We start from the raw sequence: 18,460 nt of genomic DNA on the forward strand, positions 1-18,460 counted from the left end.
CGTTAGTTTGTTTTGACTGTAGATTACGCGATCTTCTATGAAAATCCATAGTTCAGTTTACATCTGCATTTTTAATATTGTATTATAATTTTGTTAACTAAGTGTTTTATCTAATCAATTAAATTATCACTAATTTTGTCATCGTCGATGTAACAAACTATCTAAGGAAAGCTGAATGAAGAATCGCCTTATTCTTACCTGTGTTTCGCTGTTAATGAGTTTTGCAACAATCGCCAAATTGCCAATAACAGTAACTGGTCCCGATGGTAACTTATCCCTTAGTCTACAGTTAGAAAACGGAAAAACTAACTACATTGTAGATTACAATGGTATGCGATTTTTGCAGCCTTCATCACTAGGGTTAAAAACTTCATTAGGCGATTTTTCTCAACAACTTACATATTCTAAACATTCTATTACTAGCGTCAGTTACGATTATGAGTTACTTAAAAATAAAGTGAGTCACGTTCAGCACGAAGCTACAAACTTATTAGTGAGTTTTACTACTGAGACGGGTGACTTTTTAGATATTGAATTTAGATTGGCCAACAATGATCTTGCTTTTAGATACATAGTTCGCAGTGGTCATGACGCAACAAGAATTAAAGTTTTTTCTGAAACCAGCAGCTTTAATCTGCCTGATGACGCGACAAGTTTTATTACACCGCAAGCTTTACCAGAAACAGGGTGGATGCAGACTAAACCTAGCTACGAAGAAGGCTACACTTTCGATGAACCTGTTGGTACCCCATCTGCCAATGGTGTGGGTTATACATTTCCTGCATTATTTAAAAACAACCAAAAAGGATGGATTTTAATTTCGGAAACGGATGTCGATAGCACCTACGTGGGATCACGACTAAGTGAAAGTACCAAACATGGCGAATATGGTATCGCTTTCCCTCAGGAAGGGGAGAATTCAGGCATTGGCGCAACCTATGCGGCAATGGCACTACCTGCAACAACGCCTTGGCGGACAATTACAATTGGCCAAACTTTGGCCCCTATAGTAGAAACGACCCAAGCATTCGATTTAGTCTTACCTAGATACCCTGCTTCTCAAGATTACAAGATGGGCCGCGCTAGTTGGAGTTGGATTGTTTGGCAAGATGATAGCATAAATTATGATGACCAAATTAAGTATATCGATTTAGCATCTGAATTGGATCTTGAATACGTCCTTATTGATAACTGGTGGGATAGGAATATTGGCCGAGATAAAATCGTCGAGTTAGTCAATTACGCGAAACAAAAAAATGTTGGGGTACTTTTGTGGTACAACTCAAACGGATGGTGGAATGATGCCCCACAAACGCCTCAAAATGCTATGAATACTGCGCCTGCCAGACAAAATGAGATGCAATGGTTGCAAGAAATAGGCGTCAAAGGTCTAAAAGTGGATTTTTTTGGCGGCGATAAACAAGACACGATTAAACTGTATGAAGATATATTTACCGATGCGAACAAATATGGTCTTACTATCACGGTTCATGGTTCCACAATTCCAAGAGGTTGGGAGCGAATGTATCCGAATTTCGTGACTTCTGAAGCAGTTTTAGCATCTGAAAACCTAATTTTTACCCAACGAGCTTCTGACTTGCATGCCTTTAACGCTACCATTTTGCCATTTACACGTAACACCATTGGCGCTATGGATTTTGCGCCTGTGTTTTTAAATAAGCGACTTTCTAGAGACCAAGTAAATGGAAGTATAAGACGCACTACAGAGGCATTTGAATTAGCGACTGGTATTTTGTATCTATCCCCAGTACAGCACTTTGGATTGACACCTAATAACCTAGAAGAGCAGCCAGATTTTGTTTTAGATTTGATAAAAGAAATGCCTGCAGTTTGGGACGAAACTCGCTTTATCGATGGTTATCCGGGCAGCCATGCTGTAATAGCTAGACGTAAAGGTTCAAAATGGTACGTAGCGGCGGTAAATGGTGAGGACAAAGCTAAAAAAATTACACTTAATTTGTCTATGCTAAAAGGAAAATCGCTACATCACATATTTGACAAGCACAATGGAAACGCAGATTACGAGGGCACAAGTGTGAATAATAATGGACAAATCACCTTGTCTTTGCAACCTCAAGGTGGCGCTGTTTTATACTCCAAAGAATAAATGGGTTGTTCTTAAGTCTCTGCTAGTTCGCTCTGATTTAGTGCGTTTTTTTTCAATAAATGGTGTTGATTACATCTTATCAACACCTAGTTTACCTGTTTATAAAAAGTCGTAAAGAAAACAATACTTTGCATAGAAAAACCTAGCTTATCACATGCTCCCAGCCTACTATTAAGAAATAACGATTGCTGTAAACTTTTCAGCACACAGTTGTTTTTGAAATCACTTATTTCATTATCTTAAAGGATTGTAGATGCCATTCCCGACTCATCGTTTTTACGAAGATGTTCTCGCATTATTTTGTGCGTGCGTGTTTGTATCTCTAGGCGTGGTATTTTTCAGTACCCATCAATTATTGACAGGCGGTACGGCTGGAATCGCTATTATTGGTACCTACTTATCACCGTTTTCATTCGGGGAAATTTTCTTCGTTGTGAATCTTCCTTTTTACTTGTTGGCATGGACTAAACTTAGCAAGCGCTTCACCATCAATACCTTCATTTCTGTGACTATGGTGTCGGTAATGACAGAGTACATGTATAAAGTGATTACGATTGCGGAGATCGATCCAGTTTTTGCCGCTATGGGCGGTGGAATGATGATAGGTGTTGGCCTATTAATAATGTTCAGACACAAATCAAGCCTAGGCGGCTTAGGCATTCTTGCTTTGTACATGCAGAATAGATTCAACATAAGAGCCGGCAATATAGGCCTTATGGTTGATTGCATCATCCTGTTTTCATCGTTATTTCTATTCGATCTTTATTTAGTTTTGTTATCAGTAATTGGCGCCATAACCCTCAACATACTGATTGCCGTTAACCATCGCCCCGGCAGATACAACGTCCCCCCAAAAAACAACTAAAATGGAGCCGTAGTACATTCCCCCCAAAAAATGGAGCCGTAGTTCATTATTCCAGCATCTCCCACAAAATCTTATAGAAAACACTGTAGACCCCTCAACTGAAGCCTTGTGAAGGTGCAAAATTTGCTGTAGATCCGTCATACATCATCATTTCAAACCAATTTGTGGGCAATACATGCCCAAATTTGTAAATAATGAACTACGGCTCCATTTTTTCGGGGGAATGTACTACGGCTCCATTGTTTTTATTTTTATGCGCTTAGTTTCGACATATCCATTACAAATCTGTGGGCAACGTCGCCTTTCTCCAAATGTGCGAAGGCTTCATTTACTTCTTCTGGAGATATGATTTTACATTCAGGGTGAATGTTGTGTTCTGCACAGAAATCCAGTACCTCTTGAGTCTCTTTAATTCCACCGATAAGTGAACCTGCGACTCTGCGTCTTCCCATAACCATAGGCATAGTCATAAATTCATTCATGGGGCCGACTTGACCAACAATAACCAAGGAACCATCAATATCTAGCAATGGTATATAAGTGTCGACGTTGTGTTTTACCGGTACAGTATCAAGAATAAGATCAAAAGATGCCGCTGCTTGTTTCATCTGTTTCTCATCGGTAGAAACTAAAATACCCGTCGCGCCTAAATTTTTCGCATGCTCTTCTTTATCGTTTGAGCGACTAAGAACAGTAACTTCAGCGCCCATAGCCACAGCAAGTTTTACCGCCATGTGGCCAAGACCACCCAAACCAATAACACCTACTCTACTTCCTTCTTTAACATCCCAAGTGCGTAGAGGTGAGTAAGTCGTTATACCGGCACATAAAATTGGTGCTACTTTGGGCAAATCTAGCGACGAAGGAACGCTTAACACGAATTCTTCTCGCACGATTATGTGCTTGGAATAACCACCTTGAGTAACTTCCCCGTTGACACGGTCTTTTCCACCATAAGTGGGGGTCATTCCGTTTCGACAAAACTGTTCTTCGTGATTGTGACATTGGTCACATTCTTGGCAACTATCCACCATACAGCCAACAGCTACTATATCGTCTAACTTATAGTTTTTAACATCACTACCAACTTCGATTACCTTCCCAACAATTTCGTGACCAGGCACTAATGGATAAGGTTGGGGTCCCCAATCTCCGTTCACAGTGTGTAAATCTGAATGACAAACACCGCTGTAAAGAATTTCAATCGCAACATCATTTGCTCGAACATCTCTGCGCTCAAAATGGTAGGGCACCATATGTGCATCAGATGAGTGAGCTGCGTAGCCAGTAGTTTTCATTTATCACCTCTTAATTGATTTAAGCTAGTTTGCATTTTATTACTTAATTATACAGGTTATAGATTACACCCAGTTGCTTAATCCTTTTTTTGTTATGCCTAATCCTCTGTCTCTTGCCACAAAGTGAAATGATTTTCTGTAAAGGCATCAACGCGTGTTCATAGTTGTGGCAGTGCTCGGTTTATAATGTACATACAATCAATACCCGGCGGTAAGGTACCAAACATTAATCCGTTGTGCTGGCACAAACGTGCTTTGATAAAAGCTTCCGCAACAAGTTTGTCTCCATGTTGCAGCATAGTAGATGCTTGCCATGCAAGCGCTAACTTTTCGACCAAATTTCTGCTGTTATATTCCAAGGAGTCAATATCGGTTAAAGCTATCTTTAAGTCTTCAATAAACACTTTTAAATCTAGATTAAGACTACTGCCTATCTCAATTTCATTAAGCAATGCAGTCAACGCCTCGGGCTCTCGATGAATGACTCTAAGCACGTCCAGACACTGGACATTTCCTGAACCCTCCCATATCGCGTTTACAGGAGATTCGGTATAAAGTCGCGCGAGCACATTGTCTTTGATTAATCCAACCGCGCCAATACATTCCATAGCTTCGGCGGTATGTAAAGAGGCGCGCTTACAAATCCAATATTTTCCAATTGCTGTTCCCAAGCGAATGAGCGCATCTTCTTGATTGTCTAGGGCTTTTGCCATGCGCATGGTAATCGCCAGAGCAGCTTCTGATTCTAAAGCTAAATCAGCCAGTACATTTTGCATCAATGGTTGGTCATGAAGATATTTGCCAAAGGCCTTGCGTTGTTTTGTATGGTGTAGCGCTTGTTGTGTTGCTAAGGCCAACAAAGAAGATGAGCCTACCATGCAATCGAAGCGGGTCATCGCAACCATTTCCAAAATAGTTTTAATTCCTTTTCCAATGGCACCTACTTGCCACGCAAAAGCACCTCTAAATTCCACTTCAGAAGAAGCATTTGACGTATTGCCGGCTTTATCCTTCAAACGCTGAATTTGAATTGGATTTTTACTACCGTCAGGACGCCACCTTGGCATTAGAAAACAAGTGATACCGCCTTCTGTATTCGCGGTAACTAAAAAACCATCGCACATGGGCGCTGAGCAAAACCATTTATGTCCAACGATTTCCCAAATTGGAGTTCCTGACTCATCTTTCCCGGTTGCAGTGGCCCAACTAGTGTTAGCTCGAACATCTGAGCCTCCCTGTTTTTCGGTCATTGCCATTCCTATGGTAAGACCATTTTTTTCAAAGTAGGGAATATTCCTGTGATCATATTGGTTTGATAATATCTTAGGGATCCAATGTTCGGCCAATGATGGTTGATGTTGCAAAGCTGGTACGGAGGCAAATGTCATAGTTAATGGGCAGCCTGAACCTGGATCTGCCTGCGTATGTAAAAATTCAATTCCAGCTCTAACTACATGCGCTCCCATTTTTTGTTCTTTCCATGGAAGCCAAGTATGACCATGAGCTATAGCACTAGTCATTAACTGATGATAAGCCGGATGATAATTGACTAGATCGACTCTGTGCCCAAATCTGTCATGCGGAGTAAATTCTGGGGTATATTTGTTGGCATCAAATCCAGCCTGTTGCAGCGAGCCCCCAACCAGTTGTCCATAGTCGGTAAGCAAAGTCTCTCCCCATTCTCCATCAAAGTTTTTTATCCAATGGGAAAGAATTCTATCACTGGCGTAAGCATTATAATCACTCAACGGGCTTGGTTGATTAAAGACTTGATGTGTTTGCCGATAGTCTGGTTGAAAGTCGCTGGACATGGTAAGTTTCCGATAATTTACAAAAAATCAACATATCGGACCACATTGTTTAGTGCGCTGTCAAACCATATCTATATGGGTAATAGATAGGCATTTTCTACGCTTATAGATGATAAATTTGGCGTCTTGAATTACACTGAAATGGTCACTAGTCCGGTCTATTTAAGTTTTAAACCAAGGAAAAATCTATGCTCAGATGTATTGGCCAAATTATCTGCCTCCTGATGTTTGCTATCTCATTTGCTTCCTTTGGTCATGCCGAAAAAGAAAAAGCCAGATTCGTTGCAGAGGATGGAAAAGATCAGGGGCGTTGTAACAATAGATTCAGACCCTGCGCTACTATCGAATATGCGGTACAACAAGCAAATAAAGGCGATAAGATTTTGGTTTCCGCGGGAACCTACACTATTGATTCTGAGCAGGCGCTTTTATACTTATTATCCGAGCTACAACCTGTTTTGGGTGGCTTTAACAAACTCGATAATTTTCAAATTCAGCAACCAGATAAATCTATTACTACCCTTGTCGGCGTTCCCCAAGAATATGCGCAAACGCTATTCGAAAAAGGTTTCACCACTATTGTAGATAGTAAATCTTTGATCAGTAAATACCCGCAAAAAAATATGGCGATTGTAAAACAGGCGTTAAAACCACAAGCTGCAGCTGAATGTATCGATGGAACAGCTAGCGGTTACAATTGTGAAAACGTATCTCTGCTGTCACATGTGCCACTCTCGGAATTACCGACAAATAGTAATTCTGCAAATGATATTTGGGGGCACGTAGATTTAAATGACATGCGTGAATACGCACTGATTGGATTGCAAAATGGGGTTGCAGTTGTAGATGTCACAAATCCCCAAGCGCCAGTAGTTATTGGCAGTGTAGCTGGGCAAAATACTACTTGGCGAGATATTAAAGTCCATCAGTACTATTCAAGCGACCTTGGACGTTGGATGGCTTATGCTTATGTGAGCGCTGACAATGTCACTGAGGGGTTGACCATACTAGATCTAAACTCATTACCTGAAACAATTTCACTAGTAAAAAGAGTTACCAACGATTTACAAGCACACAATATCTATATCAGTAATCAGGACTACACCACAAATACTGCCTTATCTAGCCAACAAGCGCCTTTGCTACATGTTGCAGGGAGCGAAAATCGAGGGGGATCTTGGCGCTCATATTCGTTAGAAAACCCCAGAACACCGGTTAGCCAATATGTACTAAGTAACGGCTCGCGTAATGATTATAGTCATGATTTAAGTTCTGTGAACATAACCGATGCGAGAAAAGAGACCCATTGCCAAGCATCACAAAGTGATTCCTGCAACCTAATTTTGGACTTCAATGAAAACGAACTCAGATTATGGGACCATTCCAACCCTAGCCAAGCTACTGAATTAGGACGGGAGACTTACCCAGATGCGGCTTACGTGCACTCAGGTTGGTGGAGCGAAGATAAGAATTACGTTATCTTGCATGATGAGTTAGATGAGCGAAATTTTGGCCTAAATACCAAGGTGCACATATTCGATATTACTCAGTTAAATTCACCTGAATTAGTATCTACTTGGACGGGCCCAACTCGAGCCATAGATCATAATGGCTTTACCAGAGGCAATAAATATTACATGTCCAATTACGAAAGAGGCATGACAATATTGGACTTATCTGATCCTTTGGCGCCAGAGCAAATCGGCTTTTTCGATACCTTTAGCAGCGCTAACAACACATCTTTTAATGGTGCTTGGGGAGTGTATCCATATTTGCCCTCTGGCATTATTTTAGTCAGTGATATACAAGGCGGCCTTTATGTATTGCAGGATGATACCTTAACAACAAGCGCTCCCTCGGTAAGATTTACCCAGAAAAACTATGAAACTATTGAAGGCGAAACACTTTCGGTTTCCGTTGAAAAGCAGGGCAATGACGCTATGTCAGTGGCTTACCACGTTTTTTATGGTTCGGCGTCTGAACAAGATTACCAGATAGAACAAGGTGAATTACAGTGGATCACAGATGATCTCGAACCTAAGTCCATCGAAATTGCCATCACTGATGACGGTATACAAGAGACCGATGAAATGTTTTTCATCCGCTTAAACAATCCGCAAGGAGGCTCGATTGATATAGCCGCGTCTACAGCTTTTGTCAGTATTATTTCTGACGACACCTTTCCTGGGCAAGTCGTTTTTGAGTCAGCTGAAATCACCGTTAAAGAAACCGATGGTGAAGTGGAAATCCCAGTACAACGAGTGGGTGGAGACCAAGGAGCGCTTTTAGCAGACTATATAATTGATTTTGAAACCAGCGTACAAGATGACATTGCCGCTGTTCGAGGTACCTTAGAATGGACAGATGGCGACAGCCAAGCAAAGTCTGTTTACATCGATATTCAAAATGATACAGAATCAGAAAGCAATGAGTCTTTTCTACTTACCTTAGTCACTTCTGAACCTGATACTTTGGGTGATCAAAATCAGATTAGAATCGTTATTCGCGATGATGAATCTAATCAACCGCCACAAGTAAATGCAGGCAACGATATACAAGTGAACACTCGACAGACTGTGCAAATCACAGCATCAGCGAGTGATGCCGAAAGCGATGTTTCTATTCTTTGGCAACAAATAACAGGTGATCCCGTTACCCTGTCAAATGCCAATTCTTTAAGTATGACTTTCACCGCGCCCTCTCAAGCTTCTACCTTAAGTTTTGAAGTTACCGCTACTGATGACTTTGGCGTAAGCGCCACAGATAGTGTATCTGTAACAGTGATAGCGGCCTCAAACACGCCCCAAGCTCCGCCGCAAAGTAGTGGTGGAGGTAGTTGGCAATGGACTAGTATATTCTACCTATTGTTAGTAATTTTCTGTCGCCGATTAAATTCGGCGACAGCACATTAGTTACTCTTGATTCGTGGCAGTGTCGTAAATCGCAATATTTTTGAAACTGCTATTTCCAGTTGGATTGCTAATGTCGTGATCCATGATAAAAACCAACTCAATTCTTTCTTGAGTAAAGTAATTTCCCACAGGGAAAGTGAAGGTCTGATATTCTCCAAAGTTAGTATAAGTATCTAGTCGGCGTCCCCAAGCTTGGGTGCCGTAGACTTGAAACCCTTTGTCACGGTCCAACACTGTACCCGGTAAAAAACCAATCCCATGCACTTCGCCTTGTTGCGTACTTTTAAAATCGAATTGCAACACTGTGGTTGGCGTAACCGGCTGTTCTATGATGATTTTTTGCCATTTATTGCCTGTAATTTCTACGCCGAATCCATCTTCTATTATGACTACCTCTCCGCTACGGTCTTGTTTGTTATTGAAAGGCGTAAATTGAAAAGTTCCTAAATCTAAAAAAGTTAATTCAGGGGGTTCAACGGGCGGTGGTGGTGTTTCTTCATAAACTCTAATATTTCTAAAATAAGCATCAGCGCCAACCGTTCGTTTGTCGTTATCCAATACAAAAACCAACTGACTAAAATCACCAGTAAAACTTTCTCCGACTAATATTTTAAATGTTTGATATTCCCCTTCTCCAGAATATCTAGACTCAATTATTCCCCAATACTGAGTGCCATATACCTTGAAGGTTGTTTCTGGACTAATCGCACTGTCTGTATCAAACCCTACCCCATGAATTTCAGCTTGAGTATTGGATTTATATTCAAACTCTAAAACAGTATTTGGCGTCACGCTGTAGTTAAAATCAATGCTTTTCCAAGTATTTCCCGTTAGCACCAATTCGAAATCAGTTTCACCTATTTCAGCACCGCCAGTGCGATCTTGAACACCCCCATATGATGATACTGGATATTCAACAAAACTAATAAAATCTGAAGCTACCTCAATCTCAAAGTACTGCGTGTCACTGCCACCAGGGGTTTCGACTCTAATTTGTACCGGTACAGTCCCTATGTCACTACTCGTTGGGGTCCAACTAAGCAAACCGTCAACACTAATGCTCATGCCTTCTGGAGAGGTATCTAAGGAAAATACTGCATTTTCGTCATTTTCCACATCAACAATGCTATCAGCATCGTATTGGTAAGGCTGATCAACAGTAGCATTTAGATTCGGTTCTGAAATGATGTTAGGGATATTTACTACAACCGGATCTATACAAGCAAATGGGCCTGTAGAAGCCGAATCTCTATATTGCTCCATGATTGAAATACTGCAACTTGAAAAATCTGTTGCTGAGGTATTTACCGTTGGAAACATGATAAAACCAGATGGCGTAGAGGCACATGCGGTTCCACTTTGACCATCATGGGGGGCGCCGAAATTATGGCCTAATTCATGGGTCAAGACTATTCCTGTAGCTATTCCTAAACGCTGGGTTACACCCGCGGCATATTGATTACATAAAGCACCAACATAAGCTATACCTACCGTCGAACCGTCCATATCTTTGCCAGTAAAAAGATGTCTCAGGCCAGGATTATTGAATGAGGTTTGTCGAAATGCATTGATCAATTGAAGGGAATCAGTACTCACTAAAGTACCATTTTCCGATAACTGGTTACTTTCATCGACGGTTAACTGAACCCCTAATTGTTCTGAAAATATACCATCAGCAAAATTGACATTTTCCATAGCTTCAAGCAATGGTGTAGCACTACCCTGATTCCACTCAACATCCGTCACAATGTTCATGCGAATTTCACTACTCGCACCTGCTGCTAAAGATCGGAGTTCATCAACATACAGCTTAAAATCTAATCCTTTTCCGGTGAGTCCAGGATGCAGTGCACATGTACCATTGTGTTCTATATCTGAAGCTTTCACAATGACAGCTTGATATTCAGAATCTGCATCGTAAGCGCCATATAAGCTATTTGATGCAAGGTCTTCATATATTGCACTCACCGAATCTAGCAAAAAAAGTTCATTGCCATCAAAAAAAGCGCCTTTCACTTTTCCTTTATGCAGACTAAACCTGGCCCAAGATTTTTCATTGCCTTGGATCTTCCCTTTTAATAATTCCCATTCTTCAGATTTTTGGGCTAATAAACTGTCGCTCATTAAAGACGCATTTGACGACAATTCAAATGAATAGACGTGGTTTTCAGTTTCTATCCGGAACTGCATTTTAGACGTGTTCCGAGCAGTATTTTGCAACGAAATATTAGCGATATCGGCTCGGTGGATTTGCAAATGAGTATCTGAGATATCTGTTTTGGCAGCTATGCCTACAGAAAAAAAGCTTAATAATAAAACACTTAAAAAAGTTTTCATTTTTCACCTAGAACTACGGTTGATTAAGAGGTTAATGCAGTTTAGTTGTTTATTCGCATTTTGGTACAACACAATTGCATTTTTAACGATATTAACAGTAAAGCAACTAAAGGTCAGGTTTTACAAACCTAAATGTTAGTTTGATTGTTCTAAGTCTGATGAGCATAAAATATGCCACCCGGAGAGGGTGGCATTTTACGGGAGGGTGAATTACAGCCTAGGCTGCTTTTTCAGTTTTTTCGCTTTCAGATACTGGGTTCATTAGTAGGTAATCAAATGCCGCAAGCGCTGCTTTTGCTCCCTCTCCCATTGCAACTACGATTTGTTTATAAGGCACTGTAGTTACATCTCCGCAAGCGTATATGCCAGGTTCACTAGTGTTGCCCTTTTCATTTACAATGATTTCGCCATATTTGGTTAAATCAACAACACCTTCAACGACTTTAGAGTTTGGTACCAAACCAATCTGCACGAATACACCATTGAGTTCTTGCTGATGCACTGTATCAGTCGCTCTATCGATATACTCGATAGCATTTACTTTGCCATTTTCAGCAAGAATTTGCTTAGTAGCTGCGTTGGTAATCACTTTAACGTTGTCGCGTTTGCTTAACTGCTCAACCAACACTTTATCGGCTTTCAACTCAGGCAAAAACTCAAATACTGTGACACTTTTTACAATACCAGCTAAATCCAGTGCAGCCTCTACACCACTATTACCACCACCGATGACAGCTACATCTTTACCTTTGTAGAATGGACCATCACAGTGTGGACAATAAGCGACACCATTTCCGATATTCTCTTTCTCGCCAGGAACACCGAGTTCACGCCAGTTTGCTCCAGTCGCTACAATCAAGGTACGAGTACGAATCACTTCTCCGTTACTTAAAGTAAGCGTCTTAATGTCACCTTTCTCAATTTTTTCGACTCGGAAATGCTCTTTAAGCGTCACATCGTAATCATTCAAATGCGCCATTAAAGAATTCGCCAATTCAGGACCCGTGGTTTTCGGCACAGAAATTAAATTCTCGATTCCCATGGTATCTTTGACTTGGCCACCAAATCTATCCGCGATAATAGTCACAGCCAAACCTTTACGAGCTGCGTATATCGCTGAAGCTACGCCAGCAGGACCGCCACCGATCACAGTTACATCTTGCAGAGGTAACTCAGGAGTATCATTGCTCGCTTGAACAATTTCAGGGGCAACTTTACCTAATTTTTCTACGATGCCGGCAATTTCAACCTTACCACTTGCAAAAACTTCACCATTTAGATATACCGTGGGCACACCTTGAATATTGTGTTTTTCAACTAAATCAGGATAGACACCACCATCGATCATTTCAGCTTGGATGTTGTCGTTTAATAACGCAAATTGATTCATTGCCTGAACAACATCTGGGCATGCATGACAACTCAAGCTAACAAAAACTTGAAAATTCAATTTATCGTTAACTTTTTTGACCATGTTTTGGATACTTTCATCCAATTTCAATTGGCTACCACCGGCTTGCAAGATAGCCAGAATCAATGAGTTAAACTCGTGCCCACCTGGTACGCCAGAAAAGGTAATACCGGTATCTACGCCGTCTTTTTGAATTGCAAAAGTAACAGGTGAACGCAATAAACCTTGTGTGTCTTTTTCCACAACATTTAGTTTGTCAGATGTGGTCGCAATTTGCTGTAACATATCTACAAGCTCTTCGCGCTTTTCATGCTCACCTGTCTGAATCACGAAAGTCACTTCGTGTTTAAGATTTTCCATATACCCTTTTAGGGCGTTTAAAATATCAGGGGTTAACATAGTCTAGCCTCCTTAAAATTTGGTCATACTGACCCGGTACCGCGTAAAGCAGTGTTAAAATTAAAATTGGTTATTTATCGCTAGGAATAAAGGATAGTGTCGAATATTAGGGTTAAACAAATCGCATTATGCATGTGTAAGGATTTATCTAACCCTAATATTCGCCTTTATTTGTTTCGCTACTTACTAACCTAAAACATTTTTTAAAGTTGCTCGCGGCAAAAGCCGCGAGCTGATGATTTGAGTTCATCACAACTTAGATTTTACCTACTAAGTCTAGGCTAGGAGTTAAGGTTTTTTGACCTTCTTCCCAAGCTGCTGGACATACTTCACCATCGTTGTTAGCTACGTATTGAGCAGCTTTAACTTTACGAAGCATATCTTTTGCTGAACGACCAATACCTAGGTCATGGATTTCAGCTACTTTAATTACACCTTCAGGGTTTGCTAAGAAAGTACCACGTAGTGCGCGACCTTCTTCTTCAATTAATACGTCGAAACCGCGTGATAAAGTGAAGATGTTATCTGCCAACATTGGGTAGGTTAAAGTACCGATAGCTGGTGATGAATCATGCCATGCTTTGTGCACGAAATGAGAATCAGTAGAAACACCATAAACTTCTACGTCAAGTGCTTTTAGTTCAGCATAAACCTTTTGCATATCTTCTAATTCAGTAGGACATACGAAAGTAAAGTCAGCTGGATAGAACAAAAAGATAGACCATTTACCTTTCACATCGTCACTAGTAATAGTTTTGAAATCGCCATCGTGAAAAGCTTCAACAGAAAAATCAGGTATCGTCTTGTTAATCATTGACATGTGGAGTTTTCCTTTTAGTTAATGTTAATTTAAAAAACGTATTCGTTTACGTTGATAATAAGAATATAGATGAATTGACTTTAATTAAATTAAAAAGAAACGATACGCTTAATCAAAAAAACTGATTAGGATTGCGAATCACTTCTATCAATAGGTAAGTGTAGTCACTCTGGGTAGATTACAAGGGCTAATTTAGGTTTTCTTTTGCATCGGAAAACAGATGCTGATTTTTGCGCCACCTAACACGCTTTCAGGATCAATAGTCAGCTCCCCTTGATAGGCGGACACCAAATCATTTACCACGGCCAAGCCTATGCCTTGACCTTGAGAATATGTATCAGCCCTCACCCCTCTTTGCATTATATGATTGACCAAATCAGACGAAATACCGGGGCCATCGTCTAGAATTTCGATGACTAGATTGTTAGATTGATGCGCCTTTAGGCTAATGCGCTGATGGCAAGCTTTACAGGCATTATCCAAAAGGTTGCCTAAGATTTCATAAGCATCTGCTTTAGCCCCAAAAAAGGTTATGTCTGCTTCTATTTGATTAGAGAATTTTATCTCTTTATCTGGGTACAACTTTCTCAAACCGCTTTGCAAATCCACTATTATTGGCAATAGCTTGGTTCCTGATTGCCAACTTGTTTGGCCCCCTTGGGCTCGTTTTAGTTGATGCTCGATACTTGAATCAATTTTGTGTAGTTCTGCCATTAAACTTTGGGGGATTTCTTCGCTATTCATAACAATAGTCAAAGGATTTTTAACGCTATGTGCTAAATCCGCTAGGGTGTTTTTGTAGCGCTCTCTCTGTTGATATTCAGTGGCGATTAATCTATTTAAACTGGTTGTAAGCGCGGTAATTTCAACTGGATAGTCATTTGAAACTTTTTCTTTATCGCCTTTTTCGATTGAAGAAATCTCTTCACTTAAATCGGTTATTGGCTTGTTGAACCAAAGCATCCAAAGTATTTGTAGACATACAAAAACAAGCCCTAAACTGGCTAACCAAGTCCATACAGTATTAGTAAAAACCGCTAACTGCTCTTCGTAATCTTGGGTAGATTTTATGATATGTACTGTAAAGGGATAAAGCTTATCTTGTTGTTCAACGCCAACTTTCATTTGCCAATTAAAATGCTGTCTGTTGTTAATCACAATTGTGTCGAATACTTCCTCTCCCATCTTGGATTGTGACCAAAATGCTGTTGCTTGTTTGGGAATAAACGACGAGGAATGCCACAAAAGGTTATTTTCATCACGTATTAAGGCATAAAGACCAGAATCTGGTATTGAAAAACTTGGAGCATCAAGTTGAATATCATTGACTAGACTAGCGTTGTCAATTTCAATCGCCGCCAAAAGATTATAACTATAGGCTCTCAGTGTTTGTTTTTCGGATAATTGAGCTTGTTGCTTAAATGCTTCATACAAACTCAGCCCTAGGATCGGCAAAACCACCAGCAACATGGCTAGGTTAGATATGATTAACCTATTTCTAAAACTAATATTCGCCAGCTTCATGATACTTAAATTTGTATCCTTTGCCGCGAATGGTGTGAATATATTTATCTGCTTGTTCAGGACTTAACTTGTTGCGAAGTCGTTTCACGAACACTTCTATAACGTTTGAATCGCGATCAAAATCCTGTTCATATAGATGTTCGGTTAATTCCGTTTTTGAAATCACTCTATTTTGGTGTCTGATTAAATATTCCAATAATTGAAATTCGTAGGCAGTCAGTGGAACTGGCAAATCATTCAACAAGACTTCATTGGCATTGGTGTCTATTTTTAACTCGCCAAACGTCAGTATTGGATTCGGTTGTTTCGCCTGACGTCGAATCAATGCTTTAAGTCTTGCGCTAAGTTCTTCCATTTGAAAAGGCTTTGCCAGATAGTCGTCTGCGCCAGCATTTAATCCAATTACTTTATCCTGCCAATTGCCTCTAGCGGTTAACAGCAATACAGGTGTTTGTTTTTGCTGACGTAATTGTGCTAACAGCGCAAGCCCATCAAGTTTAGGTAAGCCTATATCGACCACAGCAGCGTCATAATCAATTTCTTGCAATTGAAATAATCCGTCTTCTCCGTTAAAGACAGCATCAACTGCATAGCCTTGTGATTTAAATGCTTTTATCAATTGAGCATTTAAGGTTTCGTCATCTTCAACAACTAGTAATCGCATAAGGCTATTCTTTACGTATTCTACCGGTATCCGCATTCACTAATAATGTCACGACTCTACCCTGTTTAGTCATCACTTTAATGCGGTAAAATGTGTTATCTTTTATGCGGGTCTGCGACGCTTTTAATACTTTTCCAGGATATCTTTGTTGCACTAGATCCACCGCCTCTCGCAATGAAATGTCTTTTGCAGCAGCTGGCGCTGTTAGCGCAATACTAATGATAATGACGCTTATCAAATATCCTAGACGTTTCACAAATCCCATACACTCTCTCATTTTTAGTTACTGGTAAGTGAATGACCTGCATTCACTTACCAGTTTAGCAACTTATTTATCGACATAGAACAACAGTTAAATATGGATATAGCGTCCTGGATGAAATTGCGTTCTAGTAGTAAATATCTGTCCTCTATAGCGATATTTCACTTTATAACCGATAACAGTCTTGTGTTTTTTATTAAATCCATCATTGCCCCAGCTGCAATTGTTTGAAGTTCTATGATGATTCCTTGAACTTTGATGCATATTGATTTGTGAATGGGTTGAATGCTTACTGCTTAGTTCAGCCCCGATAGCGCCGCCAATTGCTGCACCTGCAACTGTTGCAGCTGTTTTTCCTCGTCCTGAGCCGAATTGATTCCCGACAACACCACCAATGACAGCGCCTACAATAGGCTCGATTCCATGACTACTGTGGCTGATATTATATCCGTGTCCTCCTCTATGTCCTGATTCGAATCTATGATTTCTATGGTGAGGTAACTGACAATCCCGATTAAACCTAGGTCCTTTAAATTTTGCGTAGATTGGTTTTACGCTAATAACTACACCTTTGTTTCCGTGCCCCCGATTACCATGTCCCTTATAACCGTTGTGAGCAAAAGCTGGTACCGAAGTCAATCCCACCACTACTAGGCTGATAACACTTGTTTTAATTAGTTTAATAAGTTTCATACTCTTCTCCTTTAAACACGGTTTTCGCTACCGTTACGAAGAAGACTAAACAACTGAAACTGAACCTAAGCTGAACAAATAGAATTTTATTATCAAAGCGGGTATTTATTTTAATTCGACTTTGGTAGAGTTTTACCTAGATGATTACACGGACGTAAATTTCATGAAAGCTATCCCCTCAATTTTTTTATTTTTTTCAGCCTACATAAACCCCGCATTCGCACTACAGGAATCTGAACCTCAAATACCCGATAGCGCTGAATTCTATGAGTTTAAACGACCTGTTCCGATTAAAAGAACCCATCCAGACTATCCAAGATCCTATGCAATTTCAGGCCGCGAAGGTTGGGTGCTTATAAACTATGTGGTAGATGAAGAGGGCGACATTGATGAAGTGGTTATCGTTGATTCTAGTGGTCACCGTCAATTTGAAAGAGCCGCTGTTAAAGCGGTACACAAATCAAAATTTGAACCGGCAACAAAGAATGGGGAAAAAGTCGTATCAAGTGAAAATTTAATCCAATTTGATTTTCACTTGGGCGATGGCCAAAGAAGTGTCAGCAAAAAATTTAAAGCACAATTTGAAGATTTTTACGCCGCATTAAAAAGTGAAAACATTGATGCTGCAGAGGAAATACTTGATGAAGTTAAACAAGAAGGCTCTTGGAATTTACTTGAGGATGGCTTAATAAATAAGATGTCAGCAGATATTTTTGCGAGTAAAAAAGATAATTTAAGCCGCTACTATGCCTTATCCAAAGCTTACCGAACATTAACCAATACTGCTGATAAAGCTATATTAAATCAGGTTGCCAATCAGTTAATCTTAATAGGCGCTGTAACGGGTGCTTACAAAGAAACCTTAAAGCTACACGATGAATACTTTAAAGATGACCTAGAATCCCGCACAAATACAGTTGAACAAGTCATTCCTCTGATACAAAACAAGTTGTCTTCGGATCAAGAAATCATCAGACAAGGACAAATAAGTAAGTTTGGAAACGCTTATCATCGTCTATCTCGTCCTTATTTTTCAGTTGTTGATGACAACCAAGCGCTAGATAAAATTGAAGTTAGATGCGATATGAAATTTACTAGAATGCCGGTGCATAATAGGGTCGTGTTGAATATCCCCGAAGCGTGGGGAAATTGCGGTTTGACTTTGTATGGTAAAGAAGGAAGCCAGTTTTTAATCTCAGAGTTTAAGTCTACACCTGAGGCTTAATCACTAATAAATGTGGTAAAAGGATTTATTAATGTGTAGTAGCTCAGACTTGATCTGACAGTTACCCGAATTTTAGGGTGCCAGTGTCAGTTTATATTTGAGCTAAATTCT

Annotated in this window: 13 protein-coding genes; 4 read left to right on the top strand and 9 right to left on the bottom strand. The window is 40.1% G+C overall.

What is annotated here, in order from left to right:
• Window positions 1-175: 175 nt before the first annotated feature.
• Both ACNKW3_RS17255 and ACNKW3_RS17260 read left to right on the top strand, forming a co-directional pair.
• Window positions 176-2,128, top strand: coding sequence for a glycoside hydrolase family 97 catalytic domain-containing protein (locus ACNKW3_RS17255; RefSeq protein WP_427400573.1), 1,953 nt, complete (start codon window positions 176-178; stop codon window positions 2,126-2,128).
• Window positions 2,129-2,381: 253 nt separating this feature from the next.
• Entirely contained in the window at window positions 2,382-2,993 is a 612-nt protein-coding gene (locus ACNKW3_RS17260; RefSeq protein WP_427400574.1) for a YitT family protein, read from the top strand.
• A 251-nt stretch (window positions 2,994-3,244) separates the two neighbouring features.
• Here the strand turns inward: ACNKW3_RS17260 and ACNKW3_RS17265 are convergent, their stop codons facing one another.
• Window positions 3,245-4,291: an NAD(P)-dependent alcohol dehydrogenase gene (locus tag ACNKW3_RS17265; protein WP_427400575.1), complete on the bottom strand. Its 1,047-nt coding sequence runs from the start codon at window positions 4,289-4,291 to the stop codon at window positions 3,245-3,247.
• Between the two features lie 158 nt (window positions 4,292-4,449).
• Window positions 4,450-6,102: an acyl-CoA dehydrogenase family protein gene (locus ACNKW3_RS17270; RefSeq protein ID WP_427400576.1), complete on the bottom strand. Its 1,653-nt coding sequence runs from the start codon at window positions 6,100-6,102 to the stop codon at window positions 4,450-4,452.
• Window positions 6,103-6,290: 188 nt separating this feature from the next.
• Here ACNKW3_RS17270 and ACNKW3_RS17275 point away from each other — a divergent pair, with 188 nt between their 5' ends.
• A complete protein-coding gene (locus ACNKW3_RS17275) occupies window positions 6,291-9,014 on the top strand; it encodes a choice-of-anchor B family protein (protein WP_427400577.1) in 2,724 nt (907 codons plus the stop codon).
• On the opposite strand, the gene ACNKW3_RS17280 is transcribed toward ACNKW3_RS17275, so the two are convergent.
• The 7 genes from ACNKW3_RS17280 to ACNKW3_RS17310 all read right to left on the bottom strand — a co-directional run bounded on the left by ACNKW3_RS17280 (window position 9,015) and on the right by ACNKW3_RS17310 (window position 17,124).
• The gene (locus ACNKW3_RS17280) at window positions 9,015-11,351 is read right to left on the bottom strand and encodes a M12 family metallo-peptidase (RefSeq protein ID WP_427400578.1); all 2,337 of its coding nucleotides are present in this window, start codon (window positions 11,349-11,351) and stop codon (window positions 9,015-9,017) included.
• Window positions 11,352-11,568: 217 nt separating this feature from the next.
• Window positions 11,569-13,161, bottom strand: a complete 1,593-nt coding sequence (gene ahpF, locus ACNKW3_RS17285; RefSeq protein WP_427400579.1) for an alkyl hydroperoxide reductase subunit F — start codon at window positions 13,159-13,161, stop codon at window positions 11,569-11,571.
• 256 nt (window positions 13,162-13,417) lie between these two features.
• Window positions 13,418-13,981 (bottom strand): alkyl hydroperoxide reductase subunit C, encoded by a 564-nt coding sequence (gene ahpC / locus ACNKW3_RS17290; RefSeq protein WP_427400580.1) that lies wholly within the window; start codon window positions 13,979-13,981, stop codon window positions 13,418-13,420.
• Window positions 13,982-14,173: 192 nt separating this feature from the next.
• Window positions 14,174-15,505, bottom strand: a complete 1,332-nt coding sequence (locus ACNKW3_RS17295) for an ATP-binding protein (protein WP_427400581.1) — start codon at window positions 15,503-15,505, stop codon at window positions 14,174-14,176.
• Window positions 15,486-16,169 (bottom strand): response regulator transcription factor, encoded by a 684-nt coding sequence (locus tag ACNKW3_RS17300; protein WP_427400582.1) that lies wholly within the window; start codon window positions 16,167-16,169, stop codon window positions 15,486-15,488. The genes ACNKW3_RS17295 and ACNKW3_RS17300 overlap by 20 nt, the downstream gene beginning before the upstream one ends.
• A gap of 4 nt (window positions 16,170-16,173) precedes the next feature.
• Window positions 16,174-16,434, bottom strand: coding sequence for a PepSY domain-containing protein (locus ACNKW3_RS17305; RefSeq protein WP_427400583.1), 261 nt, complete (start codon window positions 16,432-16,434; stop codon window positions 16,174-16,176).
• An 87-nt stretch (window positions 16,435-16,521) separates the two neighbouring features.
• Window positions 16,522-17,124 (bottom strand): glycine zipper 2TM domain-containing protein, encoded by a 603-nt coding sequence (locus tag ACNKW3_RS17310; RefSeq protein WP_427400584.1) that lies wholly within the window; start codon window positions 17,122-17,124, stop codon window positions 16,522-16,524.
• Window positions 17,125-17,287: 163 nt separating this feature from the next.
• On the opposite strand from ACNKW3_RS17310, the gene ACNKW3_RS17315 reads away from it, so the two are divergent.
• Window positions 17,288-18,349 carry an energy transducer TonB gene (locus tag ACNKW3_RS17315; protein WP_427400585.1) on the top strand — a complete coding sequence of 354 codons (1,062 nt, stop codon included), beginning with the start codon at window positions 17,288-17,290 and terminating at the stop codon, window positions 18,347-18,349.
• Window positions 18,350-18,460: the final 111 nt, after the last annotated feature.

The organism is Glaciecola sp. 1036 (assembly GCF_050306235.1).
Taxonomy (GTDB): domain Bacteria; phylum Pseudomonadota; class Gammaproteobacteria; order Enterobacterales; family Alteromonadaceae; genus Glaciecola.